The sequence below is a fragment of the Paractinoplanes ferrugineus genome (assembly GCF_016862195.1).
Classification (GTDB): Bacteria; Actinomycetota; Actinomycetes; order Mycobacteriales; family Micromonosporaceae; genus Actinoplanes; species Actinoplanes ferrugineus.
Genome location: NZ_BOMM01000060.1, coordinates 103,824 through 116,705, shown reverse-complemented (window position 1 = coordinate 116,705; position 12,882 = coordinate 103,824). Strand labels below are relative to the sequence as shown.

Below are 12,882 nucleotides of genomic sequence, written 5' to 3'. Positions count from 1 at the left end.
CGTGCGCGCCCGCCGCAGGTTCTGCTCAGCTGGTTCACAGCGTCCAGTCGGGATAGTGAAGCCATGTCGGACAAGCCGTTCCTACCGCCGCGCTGGGTCGTGCTCTCCGCCTGGGCCGTGCACCGCGGGATCTACCGGATCAGCGGAGGCCGGCGCGGGCTGTGGCGCCCCAGGCCGGACAAGTGGGGCATGATGCGGCTGACCACCGTCGGGCGGCGCAGCGGAACCCCGCGCAGCGTGATCCTCGCCTACTACGAGGACGGGGCCGATCTCGTCACGATGGCCATGAACGGCTGGGGCGAGGGCGACCCGGCCTGGTGGCTCAACCTCCAGGCCCACCCGGACGGCACAGTCGAACTCGCCGGCGCCACCCGCCAGGTCCGCGGCCGCCCCGCCGCCGCCGGCGCCGAGCACGATCGGCTCTGGGAGCGGTGGCGGTTCTACAACAAACAGCTGGACGGGTACGCCGCACTGCGCCGCACCCCCGCCACCGTCGTCGTCCTGGAGCCACTTCCCTAGGCCCTGTCCGCCTTTCCGGGTTCGCTTTCCCGAGTTCGCTTTCCCGGGCGACCAGGCCCCTTTTTCCTGTGAAAACGGGGTGTCGGAGAGCCCCGGAGGCCACATCTTCACGGAAAGGCGGGTGGGTCGGCTCGGTGCGGCGGGCGCCATTCCGGCATTGCCGGCTTTCCGGCGGTTGCGAACCCCGCACGGCGGCGGAGCAGCCTCGGCCGGTCCCGTATTTCCGGCGAATGCCACGGGATTGGCAACGCCGAGGCGGGTCAGCGGTGGGGCGGGTCAGGGCCGGGCGGGTCAGGGTCGGGCGGGTCGGCGGCCCTGGACGGCCACGAACGGGATCACTGCCAGGGCGAGCAGGCCGCCCGCGGTGGACAGGGTCGAGTAGCTCGTGGCCGCCATGACGAAGCCGCTCGCGATGCCACCGCCCGCGCCGGCCAGGGCCACGCACAGGTCGACGAGGCCCTGGGTGGCCGGGTCGGCCGAGTCGGCGGTCATCGCGGTGCCGGCGACCAGGCCCAGGTTCCAGCCGAGGCCGAGCAGGGCGAGCGCGACGGCCAGGACCGGGACGGAGTCGGCCGGGGCGAGCGCGGACACGATGCCGGCGGCCAGCAGGGTCGCGCCGGCGGCGATCGCGACCGGGACGCGGCCCACCCGGTCGACCAGGTAGCCGGTCACGAACGACGGGAGGTACATGGCGGCGATGTGGACGGCGATCACGAGGCCGGTCGCGCCGAGGCCGTGCCCGTGGGCCCGCATGTGCACGGGCGTCATCGTCATCACCGCGACCATCACCAGCTGGGTGAGGATCATGGTGACGGCGCCGGCGACGAGGCCGGGCCCGCGCGGGCGCCCGCCCTCGGCCGGGGCGACGGGAGCCGGCCGGGCGCGGGCGGCGAGCAACGGATCGGGCCGCAGCAGGGCGAAGAGCAGCAGGCCGGCGATGCTGTACGCGAGGGCGGCGAGCGCGAACGGCCCGGCCAGGGGCGGAATCCCGAAGTGGGCGGCGATCCGCCCGGTCACCGCGACGAGGTTGGGCCCGGCCACGGCCCCGAAGGTGGTCGCCACCAGCACGGAACTGACCGCCCGGCCGCGCCGCGCCGGTTCGGCCAGGTCGGTGCCGGCGTACCGGGCCTGCAGGTTGGTGGCGGTACCCGCCCCGTACACCAGGAAGCAGATGAGCAGCAGCGGCACGCTGCCCAGGGCCGCCGCGACGACGACCCCCACCCCGCCGGTCGCGCCGGTGGCGTAGCCGGCGGCCAGCCCGGCCCGCCGGCCGAGACGCTGCGAAAGGCGCCCGACCCCGAGTGCCGCGACCGCCGAGCCGAACGTGAACAGCGCCACCGGCAGCCCCGACAGGCTTGCCGTGTCGAACATGCTCTCGGCGAGCAGCGCCCCGACGGTGACGCCGGCGGCCAGCCCGGCCCCGCTGAACACCTGGGACGCCATGACGACGGTGAGGGTGCGGCGCTGGAGGCGATCGAGGGTGATCATGTCCCACCCTATCGAGCGCCGGGCCCGGCCGGGGTACGGCGAAAAATGGGCATGATGGCGGCATGACGTCGCGCCGCGCCCGGGCTGTCCTCGGGGTTCTGTCGCTGTCGGCGTTCACGTTCGTCACCACCGAGCTGCTGCCGATCGGGCTGCTCACCGTGATCGCACCCGACCTCGGCCGGTCCCGGTCGCAGGTGGGGCTGCTGGTCAGCGGTTACGCCCTCGTGGTCGTGCTCGCGTCCATCCCGCTGGCCCTGCTCACCCAGCGGGTGCCGCGGCGTCAGCTGCTCACCGTCGCGATGCTGCTGTTCGCGGTCGCGAACGTCGCCGGCGCGCTGGCCTCGACGTACGAGATCCTGGCCGGCTCCCGGCTGATCACCGCGCTCACCCAGGCGCTCTTCTGGTCGGTCGCCCCGCCCGCCGTGACCGGGCTGTTCCCGGTCGAGCGCCGGGGCCGGGTCGTCGCGGTCTTCGGGTTCGGGCCGGCCCTCGCCCCGGTGCTCGGCGTGCCGTTGTGCACCTGGCTGGGCCAGCAGGCCGGCTGGCGGACCGCGTTCTTCCTGATGGCCGTGGCCGGGGTGGCGGCCGCGACAGCGGTGGCGGTGCTGCTTCCGTCGGCCGTGCCGGCCGAGGGCGGGGCGGCCCGCGGCACCACCCCCGATCGCCGCCGCTTCCGGATCCTGGTGGTGGTCACCGCGATCGGGATCACCGGGTTCCTGACCTTCACCACCTATGTGACGCCGTTCCTGCTCGACGTCGCCGGGTTCGGGGCCGGCGCCCTCGCGCCGCTGCTGTTCGTGTCCGGGGTCGCCGGTGCGGTCGGCACCCTCGCGGTGTCCCGCACCCTTGACGCGCACCCGGTCGCCTCGATGGCAGTCCCGCTCGCGGTCGGCGCGTTCGCCCTGCTGGGCCTGTTCGCGGTGGGCGGTTCCAAGCCACTTGCGGGCGTGCTGCTCGGTGGTTCCGGGCTGGCCTACGCCGCTTATGCCACGTCGTTGCAGAACCGCATGTTCCAACTCGCCCCGGGTAGCACCGACGTCGCCTCGGCCACCCTCGGCACGGCGTTCAACCTGGGCATCGCGGCCGGTTCGCTGGCCGGCGGCGCACTGCTGGCCCTGCCCGGGTCGCGTTCGATCGCGCCGGCCGGTGGCCTGCTGGTGGTGGCCGCCCTGGTCCTGTTGATCGCCGACAGCCGCGCCGCGAATTCACGATGCAACAAACCTGCAAATCATATTCATTGACGTGTGTATATCGGTGGTGGGAGATTCCGAGATGAAATACCCGTCCCCGGAGCCGTCGGCCCCCGGCCATTATGGATTAATCCGGTGCGGACTATTCCCGGGTGGTGGCGTTCGAGCCGCCTCATTCTGTTGCCACAGTCCGCGTCCGAGCACTCCCCGGCGGCCTCCATTTGCGACAAGGAGAAAAAGCGCATGACACCACACCCACGCGCCCGCCGGATCCGCCGGCTGGCCGGTGTCGGCGGTCTGGCCACGCTGGTAGCGGCGGGCCTGTTCGTCACCGTCACGAACGCCGAGGCGGCCACCGTCCTCAGCGCCGACTTCGAGAACGGCAGCACCTCCGGCTGGTCGAAATCGGGCGGCACCTGGTCGATCGTCTCCGACGGCACCCGGGTCCTGCAGCAGTCCGACGCCACCTCGGAACGGGCCCGGGACTTCGCCGGCCAGACGAGTTGGACGAACTACTCGGTCCAGGCCCGGGTGAAGGCGACCTCGTTCGCGAGCGGCGCCGGCGTCGTCGCGATCGCCGCCCGCGCCGCCGGGGCCACCAAGATGTACCGGCTGTCCCTCACCGCGAGCAACAAGGTGCAACTGGAGGCCATGAACGGCAGCGCCGTCACGGTTCTCGGCAGCCTCGCCCAGACGATCTCGACGTCGACGTTCTACACGCTCAAGCTCTCGGTGAACGGCACGACGATCAGCGGAACCGTCAACGGTACGAGCGTCGGCAGCGCCTCGGACAGCACGATCAGTTCCGGTCGCATCGGCCTGCTGACCGAGCACGCGGCCGGCCGCTTCGACGACCTCGTGGTCGACGACGCCGGCGGCCCGGCCCCGACGACGGCACCGACGTCGCCGCCCACCGCCTCGCCCACGGTTTCACCCACCGCCTCGCCCACGGTTCCGCCCACCACCCCGCCCACCGCGGGCGCCCTCTATGTCGCGCCCGGCGGCACCGACTCGGCGGCCGGCACCCAGGCGGCGCCCACCACGCTCGCCTCGGCGGTCACCCGGATCGCCGCCGGCGGAACGATCTACCTGCGGGGCGGCACCTACTCCTACTCGGCCACGCAGACCATCGCCGCCGGCAACAACGGAACCGCCGCCGCCCGCAAGACGCTCACCGCGTACCCCGGCGAGACTCCGGTCCTGAACTTCTCGGCGCAGGCCGAGGACCCGGCGGCGCGCGGGCTCGCCCTCAACGGCAACTACTGGCGGGTGTCCGGGCTGGTGGTCGAGCGGGCCGGCGACAACGGCATCTTCGTCGGCGGCAGCGACAACATCATCGAACGTACGGTCACCCGCTTCAACCGTGACAGCGGCCTGCAGATCTCCCGGCTCGCCTCGGACACCCCGAGCAGCCAGTGGCCCGCCGGCAACCTCGTGCTCTCGGCCGAATCACACGACAACGCCGACTCCGACGGCGAGGACGCCGACGGCTTCGCCGCGAAGCTCACGGTGGGCACCGGAAACGTCTTCCGGTACGCGGTGAGCCACAACAACATCGACGACGGCTGGGACCTCTACACCAAGTCCGACACCGGCGCGATCGCGCCGGTCACGATCGAGGACTCCCTGTCCTACAACAACGGCACCCTCAGTGACGGCTCCCAGGCCGGTGCCGGCGACCGCAACGGCTTCAAGCTGGGCGGCGAGGACATCGCGGTGAACCACATCGTCCGCCGCAGCTTCGCCGTCCGTAACGGCAAGCACGGCTTCACCTTCAACAGCAACCCGGGTTCCATGACGATCGCGCACAACGTGGCCGTCGACAACACGCAGCGCAACTTCAACTTCGACGGCGGAACCTCGACCTTCACCGGCAACACCTCATGCCGTACGTCCAGTGGCACCAACGACCGGATCATCGGCACCGCCGACAGCTCGAACCAGTTCTGGTCCGGCACGAACGGCTCCCGCTGCTCCGCCTACACCGGCGCGCTGACCTGGGCCTTCGACTCCACCGGCAAGCTCGTCGTGAAGTTCGGCGGGGTGGTCGCCAACCCGTGACGGCGAGGCGGGCCGGGACAGTCACGTCCCGGCCCGCCCCAGCCCCGCCCGGCCCCGCATCGGCCGCGCGACCCCGCCGCGCGAGACCGTCGGCGGCGGGGTGAGACTGGCGTGATGGGGCAGCGGATCGCGACGGTGACCTCGGCTCGCGGGGCGCGCATCGCCTACGCGGTGGCGGGGGCGGGGCCGCCCCTCGTCTACGTGTCCGGGTGGCTCGGTCACCTGGAGCTCAGCTGGGCGCTACCGGCCGAGCGCGCGTTCTTCGAGGCCCTGTCCGACGGCCGGACCCTGATCCGCTACGACAAACCCGGCTGCGGCCTGTCCACCGCCGCCCCGGGCGGTGCGGACGGGCCGGGCGGTGCGGACGGGCCGGCGAGCTACACGCCGGCGGACGAGCTCGATGCGCTCGAGGCGGTGGTCGGGGCGGTCGTCGGGGCGGCCGGTTCGCCCCGGTTCGACGTCATGGGCATCTCGCTCGGAGCGCCGGTCGCGGTCGCCTGGGCGGCGACGCACCCGGAGACCGTGGCGAGGCTCGTGCTCTACGGCGGCTGGCCACGCGGCGCCGACGTCGCCGCGCCGGCGATCCAGCAGCACGTGCTCGGCCTGGTCCGGCAGCACTGGGGGCTCGCCTCGGACCTGCTCACCGACGTCTTCGCGCCCGACGCCGACGCCGCGACCAGGACGGCGTTCGCCCGCTACCAGCGGGAATCGGCCACTGCCGAGATGGCGGGGGCGATGCTCGCGATGGCGTACACCATCGACGTCCTCGATCTTCTGCCGCGCATCGCGGCGCCGGTTCTCGTCGTGCACCGGGACCGGGACCGGGCCGCCCCGCTCGAGCAGGGCCTGCGGCTGGCCGACGGGATCCCGCACGCCCGCCGGGAGGTGATCCCGGGCCGGTCGCACCTGCCCTACATCGGCGACACGCGGCCGCTGACCCGCGTCGTCCGCGAATTCCTGGGGCTGCCCAAGAAGCACCGCGGCGCCGCGCCCACCCTCACCCCGAGACAGCGGGAGGTGGCCGCGTTGATCGCCCAGGGCTGCACCAACCGCGAGATCGGCGAGCGGCTGGGCATCGCCGAACGGTCGGCCGAGGCGCACGTCGAACGCATCCGCTACCGCATGGACTTCCGGTCGCGGGCGCAGATCGCCGCCTGGTATGCCGCCACCGCCGGCGCGGACTGAGGTATTTTCCGGCCTGTTCCCGGCCGCTCCCGAGCCCACGATGAAGGGCATGTTCATTCTTGGGTACGCCGTGGTCGCGTACGCCGCGTTCCTGCTCAGCTCGGCCTGGGCGATCGTGTTCCTGGCCGGCGGCATCGACGCCGGGCCCGAGCGGCCGTGGGGGGTGACGCTCGCCGTCGACAGCGGGCTGCTGCTCGCCTTCGCACTCCAGCACTCGGTGATGGCCCGCGCCGGGTTCAAGCGCCGGTTGACCCGGCTGATCCCGGCTTCGGCCGAGCGCAGCACCTACGTGCTCGTCGCCAGCCTTCTGCTGGTCGCCCTTGTCGGCTTCTGGCAGCCGCTCCCGGCGGTGGTGTGGGACGTCGACCAGGAGTGGATCTGGGGCATCTACGGGGCCGGCTGGATCCTGGTGGTCTGGTCGACGTTCGGCGTCGACCACGCCGATTTCCTCGGCCTGAAACAGGCCTGGGCGCCTTGGCGCGGCCGTTCCTATCAGCCGCCGGAGTTCACCGAGAGGCGCCTCTACGCCTGGCTGCGCCACCCGATGATGCTGGGCCTGACCATCACCTTCTGGGCGACGCCGCACATGTCGGTGGGCCATCTGCTCTTCGCGCTGTCGTCGACCGGTTACCTCCTGGTCGGCATCCGTTACGAGGAACGGGACCTGCGCCGACACCTCACGGTCGACTACGACGATTACGCCCGCCGGGTTCCTGCCCTGGTGCCGAGGCCGCCGCGGGCCCGCGTCCGCGAGTGAGGGCGTGCTCAGGAGCACTGGAAGACCATGGTGGGAGGCTCGCCGGGGCAGCGCGGGCAGGTGAAGAAGTAGTTCGCGCCGACGTCGCCGAGGCACAGGCCGGCGTCCCGGCCGCCCGCCGGGGTGCCCGCCGGGCTCCACCGGCGCCACGACTCGCCGTCCCACTCCGCGGAGGAGACGGTGAGCAGGTGCGACATGGTGGTGCCGCAGTCGCACACCGGCCATTGCGGGTCCTGGATCCACTCCGGCCAGCCGCCCACCTTGGTGCCGCCGGCGACGCTGAGGTGCGCGAAGTAGCTCCAGCCCCGCTCCTGCGCCCACGCCTGGACCCGGTCGCGCAGGTCGTCGTCGAGCTCCCAGGCCTGGGGCAGCTCGCGGACGCGCTCGGGACTGACGGCGCATGCCGCCGGCACGTGGCCGTCCTCGACGTCGTCGTCGTCCGGCGGCCCGGGGTTGTCGAGCAGCTCGCCGAGCGCGGCCTCGGTACGCCACCGCACGAGCGGCAGCGTCCGGCAGTCGTCGTCGTGCAGTGCCGGGCACCACAGCAACTGCAGGACGTCGGTGCCGGCGGGGAACGCCGGCTCGGGCACCTCCCGGGCGAAGATCTGCAGCACCGGGACCATGCCGATCGGTTCGTCGTGGTCCTCCTCGGACGTGCACACCGGCCAGGCCTCGTCAGCCGGCCACAGCAGCGGCCCGCCCAGCGAGCTGTCCCGCACCCCGGGCTCGGCGCGCCGCGGATGCAATCGCACCGTGGTCCGCCATCGGCCGGCGAACTCCGGAAACGCCCCCTGGACATCGAGCGGTGGCGGCGGCGTGCCGATGCTTCCCATGTGGACCCTCCCCGTGCGGTCGACCTGATCGGGGCACTGTAACCGCGGGGTACGACAGAAAACTGCAGCCGCGGGGCCCGACAGGAAACGGCAGTGGTCAGCCGACGAGGAAGCCGCCGGCCATGAAGACCACCAGGAGGACGGCCTGCAACGCCACCCCGACGACCAGCACCGTACGGTCGACGATCTGGTGGGCGCCCATCCGGGCCAGCACCAGGAAGATCGCGATCGCCTCCATCGCGTAGCGCGCCGACGACTGCATCGACCGGCCACCGACCTCGGTGGACATCAGCAGCAGCAGGGTGAGCGCGCCGTACACGACGAGGTACATCTGGTCGCGCCGGAACCGGAACGGGCCGGACACGCACAGGATCAGCAGCACCACCGCGAGCAGGACCGTGCCGGCGTCGAGCAGCGCCCCCAGCCCGGGCCGGGACAGCAGGCCGTGCTCGGTCATCTGCCGCACCGAGATCAGCCACGCCTCGCCCGGGAACGTGTAGCGGCGGCCCCACTGGTCCTGGGCGATGCTGAACTGCAGCCAGTGGCCCAGCTCGAGCTTGCAGTAGACGCTGTAGGCGACGACGCCCAGCGGCACCAGGGCGAGCCCGAGCACGTCGGGGCGCAGCCGGCGGTTCTGCCGCAGGTACTCGATGGCCAGCGGGGCCAGCAGCAGCACGCCGAACAGCCGGGTGCCCGACGACAGCGCGCCGAGGGCCCCGGCCAGCCACCAGTGGCCGCGCCGGGCGGCGTAGAGGGCGCCGACGACGAGCAGGATGAACAGCGATTCGTTGTAGCCGATGAACAGGAAGAAGCCGGTCGGGAAGGCGGCCAGGTACCAGGTCGCACGCTGGGCCACGGCCGGTCCGAACTCGTGCTCGGCCAGCCGGTGCAGGACGGCCAGGGCACCGAGGGCGGCGACGTTGGCGACGATCAGGGCGCCCGTCATGCCGCCGCCGGCCAGCTTGATGAGCAGCGGATAGAGCGGGAAGAACGCCGGGAACCCGGGGCCCAGGTGGTAGCCGCTCTCGGCGATCCGCACGTAGTGGATGGCGTCCCAGTTGTTCCAGTGCAGCAGGACGCCGGTCGCGGGACCCTTGGTGGGCAGCCAGGACAGGGCGCTCACGGCGAGGTGCACGACGGTCAGGACGGACCAGACCGCACCGGCGGCCAGGAACGCGGCCCGCCACGGCCGGCGGGCGGCGAGCGGCCGCGGCGCCCGGACTATCCCCGGTGCGGTCCGGGGCGGGGACAGGACGGCGGTCATCGGCGGCTCGCCGCGTAGGGGCGCTCGTCGAGGAACGAGTCCGCCGCGACCACATAGGACGGCCGGCCCTGCAACGTGGTGAAGATCCGGGCCACGTACTCCCCGAGCAGGCCCAGGCACAACAGCTGGAGGGCGCCGAGGAACACCATCGCCACGATGATCGACGCCCAGCCCGGCACCACGTTGCCCCACAGGTGCAGGCCGACGACGACGGCCGCGAGCAGCCCGCACAGGACGATCCCGGCGCAGCCCAGCCACGTCGCGAGCCGCAGCGGCGCGGCCGAGAAGCCGGTGAGGCTGTCGATCGCCAGGCGAACCATCTTGGCCAGCGGATATTTCGACCGGCCGGCCGCGCGCCGCGCCCGCGCATAGGTCACCTCGCCGCTGGGCAGGCCCAGCCACGGCACCAGCAGGCGGTACACCGGCAGGTGTTCGGGCAGGTCGACGAGCGCGTCCACGGCGGTCCGGCTCAGCAGCCGGAAATCCCCGGCATTCGACGGTACGGGCGAGCCCGCCACCCGCCGCACGACCCGGTAGTAGAGACCCGCCGTCCACCGCTTGAACGGGGTGTCGGTGCTGCGGTCCGTCCGCACGCCGTGCACCACGTCGAGACCCTGCGTCTCGGCCAGCCGCAGCATCTCGGCGATGACCTCGGGCGGATCCTGCAGGTCCACGTCGATGCTGACGACATAGGCGCCGCGGGCGCGGTGCAGACCGGCGGTGAGCGCGTTCTGGTGTCCGCTGTTGCGTCGCAGCCGCACCACCCGTAGCTCCGGCCAGCCGCGGCGGATCAGGTCGAGTACCACCGGGGTGGCGTCGCGGCTGCCGTCGTCGACGGTCAGGACCTCGTAGGAAACGCCGAGCGCATCGAGTACGGGGCGGATGCGCTCCGCGAACAGCGGCAGCACGTCCTCTTCGTTGAAGACGGGTACGACTACGGAAAGTCGCGGCCCGTCGCCCCTCTGCTGAGTGATCGTCACGGCATTGAGATTGGTCGAACCGCCGCTGATTACGGCTGTACGGCCGGCGACGTGGCACGTTCATGGGAGTTGCACAGGAGACACAAATCTCTTTCCGTCACCCTGTGCAACCCTTGGCGCTTCCTGGACGCAGCCCCTGGTCGCCCCGCCAGGGCCGCCCGGCGCCGGATCTTGTCCTAAGGTCGACGCCATGCTGGAGACGCAACGCGAGCGGGTGCCGCTCGACGACGGCGGCGAGACGGACACGGCGCTGGCCTTCCTGGCCTTCGCCCGGTCGTGCGTGCTGAAGAAGCTCGACGGCCTCGACGAGGAACAGCTGCGGCGACGGCTGGTCGTCTCCGACACCACGCTTCTCGGCCTGGTTCAGCACCTCACCGACGCCGAACGGTACTGGTTCGGCTACACCCTGGCCGGTGACCGGCGGTGGGCCGAGGTCGATTTCGACATGGTGGTGCCGCCCGAGCGGAGCGCGGCCGAGGTCGTCGCCGACTACCGGACCGCGATCGCGGAGAGTGACGCACACATCGCCGCGGCGGCCGGCTTCGACACGCTTACCGCGCAACCGGTGGGTGCCGAGCCCCGTACGCTGCGCTGGGTCGTCGCTCATCTGGCGAGTGAGACCGTTCGGCACGCCGGGCACGCCGACATCCTGCGAGAACTCGTCGACGGGGTCACCGGGCGCTGACCGCGCGGTGGCGGTTGCGACCCATGCGTAGCATCTTTCAGTCATGAGATCTTCTCGTTCCTGGTGGACCGTGGCGGCGCTGGCGGTGGCGCTGGTCGCGCCGGCCGCGTGCAGTCATTCCGCGGAGCCCGCCGCTTCCTGGGAGACGGGCCCGTCGGCGGCCGACTCCGCGCCGGCCGCCGCCCCCTCGTCGGCGGCCGCGCCCGCCACGCCCGCCGGCAAGCCGGTGCACGTGCGGCTGCTCGAAGGTGACGGCACCACCTGGGGCGTCGGCATGCCGATCATCGCGTACCTCTCCAAGAAGATCACCGACGCGCACGCCTTCACCGCGGCGTCGGCCGTGACGGTCAACGGTCAGCCGGCCGGGGGTGCCTGGTTCTTCCAGAAGTCCGCGATCTACCCCGGCTACCCGCTGGAGGCGCACTACCGCACCGAGAAATACTGGCCGGCGCACGCGAAGATCCACCTGGACCTGACCACGAAGGGCCAGCCCGCCGGAACCGGCCTGGTCTTCGACAACAGCCTGAGCCTCGACATGAACACCGGCCCGGCCAACGTCAGCAAGGTCGACGGCAAGACCGAGCGGATGGTCGTCACCTCCGACGGCAAGCCGGTCTTCACGTTCCCGGTCTCGCTGGGCAAGGCGAGCACCCCGACGTTCGGCGGCACCAAGGTCGTCATGGAGAAGGACAAGGTCCAGCGCATGACCGGGCCCGGCTACGACCTCAAGGTCCCGTGGTCGGTGCGCATCACCAACTCGGGCGAGTTCTTCCACTCCGCCAGCTGGAACGGCGGCAACATCGGCCAGCGGAGCACCTCGCACGGCTGTGCCAACCTCAACGTCGGCGACGCCCAGAAGTTCTTCGACTTCACCCAGGTCGGCGACGTCGCGGTCTTCACCGGTACGGGCGGGCCGACGATGCCGAGCTGGGACGGTTACGGCGACTGGAACCTCGCCTGGAAGACCTGGAAGGCCGGCGGCGCCCTCAAGACCGCCTGATCACCGGCTCGCGGCCGCGGCCTCCAGGGTCTCGCGGAAGGCGCGGGCGGCCGGCGAGGCCGAGCCGGCCAGGCGCTGGGCGGTGAAGATGGTGCGGCGGGGGAAGCCGGGCAGGTCGAGCAGCCGGCACGACGTCTCCCGGCCGGCCCACACCAGGTCGGGGATCAGCGCCACGGCGTTGCCCGACTCGACCAGGCGGATGTGGGCCTGCAGGTCGGCGGTCTCGTAGCGGACGTCCGGCTCGAAACCGGTGCTCCGGCACAACTGCTCGGCGAAGTGCCGGGACGCCGCGCCCCGCGGCTCCATCACCCACGGCATGACGCGGGCCTGTGCCAGCGAGTCGACCGGGTGCAGGGCGGCCGCCGCGGCGGGCAGGGCCAGCCGGATCGGGTCGGTGGTCAGCGAGCGCCGGTCCAGGCCCGGATGGTGGGGCGCGGCGTGGGCCGGGTACTGCTCGGCGATCACCATGTCGAAGTCCCGGGCCCACGTCTCGCGCAGCGCCTCCTCCGGCTCCCGCTGCACCATCTCCACCCGTACGTCCGGATGGAGCGTGGCCATCTGCCGCAGCGTGGCCGGCATGAGGGCCAGGGCGGCCGACTGGAACACCGCGACCCGGACCCGGCCGCTGACCCGGGTGAGCGAGGCCTGCAGGGCGGCCTCGGCGCGCTCCAGGGTGTCGAGCACGTCGCCCGCCGACTGCACCAGCACCTCGGCCTGCGGGGTCAGCTGCACGCGCCGGCCGGCTTTGCGCAACAGGGTCATGCCGGTTTCCTTCTCCAGCAGGCTGAGCTGCTGCGACACTGCTGAGGGGGAGAAGTTGAGCGCCTCGGCGACGGCCGCGAGGGTGCCGCGGATGGCCAGTTCGCGCAGCAGCACCAGGCGGCGGATCTCGAGCATGACTTCCCGTCCCGTGGGTAATC

12 protein-coding genes are annotated in these 12,882 nt (G+C 72.1%); 7 read left to right on the top strand and 5 right to left on the bottom strand.

What is annotated here, in order from left to right; all coding sequences use genetic code 11:
• The first annotated feature begins 63 nt into the window (after positions 1-63).
• Complete coding sequence (locus tag Afe05nite_RS34265) at positions 64-519, top strand: nitroreductase family deazaflavin-dependent oxidoreductase (protein ID WP_203821434.1); 456 nt, start codon at positions 64-66, stop codon at positions 517-519.
• 291 nt (positions 520-810) lie between these two features.
• On the opposite strand, the gene Afe05nite_RS34260 is transcribed toward Afe05nite_RS34265, so the two are convergent.
• Entirely contained in the window at positions 811-2,007 is a 1,197-nt protein-coding gene (locus Afe05nite_RS34260) for an MFS transporter (RefSeq protein ID WP_203821433.1), read from the bottom strand.
• Between the two features lie 62 nt (positions 2,008-2,069).
• Between Afe05nite_RS34260 and Afe05nite_RS34255 the strand changes: the two genes are divergently transcribed.
• The 4 genes from Afe05nite_RS34255 to Afe05nite_RS34240 all read left to right on the top strand — a co-directional run bounded on the left by Afe05nite_RS34255 (position 2,070) and on the right by Afe05nite_RS34240 (position 7,200).
• Entirely contained in the window at positions 2,070-3,248 is a 1,179-nt protein-coding gene (locus Afe05nite_RS34255) for an MFS transporter (protein ID WP_203821432.1), read from the top strand.
• 192 nt (positions 3,249-3,440) lie between these two features.
• Positions 3,441-5,258, top strand: a complete 1,818-nt coding sequence (locus tag Afe05nite_RS34250) for a right-handed parallel beta-helix repeat-containing protein (RefSeq protein WP_203821431.1) — start codon at positions 3,441-3,443, stop codon at positions 5,256-5,258.
• Between the two features lie 114 nt (positions 5,259-5,372).
• Entirely contained in the window at positions 5,373-6,443 is a 1,071-nt protein-coding gene (locus tag Afe05nite_RS34245; RefSeq protein ID WP_203821430.1) for an alpha/beta fold hydrolase, read from the top strand.
• Positions 6,444-6,492: 49 nt separating this feature from the next.
• A complete protein-coding gene (locus tag Afe05nite_RS34240) occupies positions 6,493-7,200 on the top strand; it encodes a methyltransferase family protein (RefSeq protein ID WP_203821429.1) in 708 nt (235 codons plus the stop codon).
• A gap of 8 nt (positions 7,201-7,208) precedes the next feature.
• On the opposite strand, the gene Afe05nite_RS34235 is transcribed toward Afe05nite_RS34240, so the two are convergent.
• From Afe05nite_RS34235 to Afe05nite_RS34225, 3 genes are all read right to left on the bottom strand, one after another.
• Complete coding sequence (locus tag Afe05nite_RS34235; RefSeq protein WP_203821428.1) at positions 7,209-8,033, bottom strand: YwqG family protein; 825 nt, start codon at positions 8,031-8,033, stop codon at positions 7,209-7,211.
• A gap of 97 nt (positions 8,034-8,130) precedes the next feature.
• Positions 8,131-9,297 (bottom strand): mannosyltransferase family protein, encoded by a 1,167-nt coding sequence (locus Afe05nite_RS34230; RefSeq protein WP_203821427.1) that lies wholly within the window; start codon positions 9,295-9,297, stop codon positions 8,131-8,133.
• Positions 9,294-10,277: a glycosyltransferase family 2 protein gene (locus Afe05nite_RS34225; protein ID WP_239118407.1), complete on the bottom strand. Its 984-nt coding sequence runs from the start codon at positions 10,275-10,277 to the stop codon at positions 9,294-9,296. Before Afe05nite_RS34225 ends, Afe05nite_RS34230 begins: the two co-directional genes overlap by 4 nt.
• Before the next feature lie 190 nt (positions 10,278-10,467).
• On the opposite strand from Afe05nite_RS34225, the gene Afe05nite_RS34220 reads away from it, so the two are divergent.
• Both Afe05nite_RS34220 and Afe05nite_RS34215 read left to right on the top strand, forming a co-directional pair.
• Entirely contained in the window at positions 10,468-10,962 is a 495-nt protein-coding gene (locus tag Afe05nite_RS34220) for a DinB family protein (RefSeq protein ID WP_203821426.1), read from the top strand.
• Between the two features lie 43 nt (positions 10,963-11,005).
• Positions 11,006-11,962 carry a L,D-transpeptidase gene (locus tag Afe05nite_RS34215; RefSeq protein WP_203821425.1) on the top strand — a complete coding sequence of 319 codons (957 nt, stop codon included), beginning with the start codon at positions 11,006-11,008 and terminating at the stop codon, positions 11,960-11,962.
• Here the strand turns inward: Afe05nite_RS34215 and Afe05nite_RS34210 are convergent, their stop codons facing one another.
• Positions 11,963-12,859 carry a LysR family transcriptional regulator gene (locus Afe05nite_RS34210; protein ID WP_203821424.1) on the bottom strand — a complete coding sequence of 299 codons (897 nt, stop codon included), beginning with the start codon at positions 12,857-12,859 and terminating at the stop codon, positions 11,963-11,965.
• Positions 12,860-12,882: the final 23 nt, after the last annotated feature.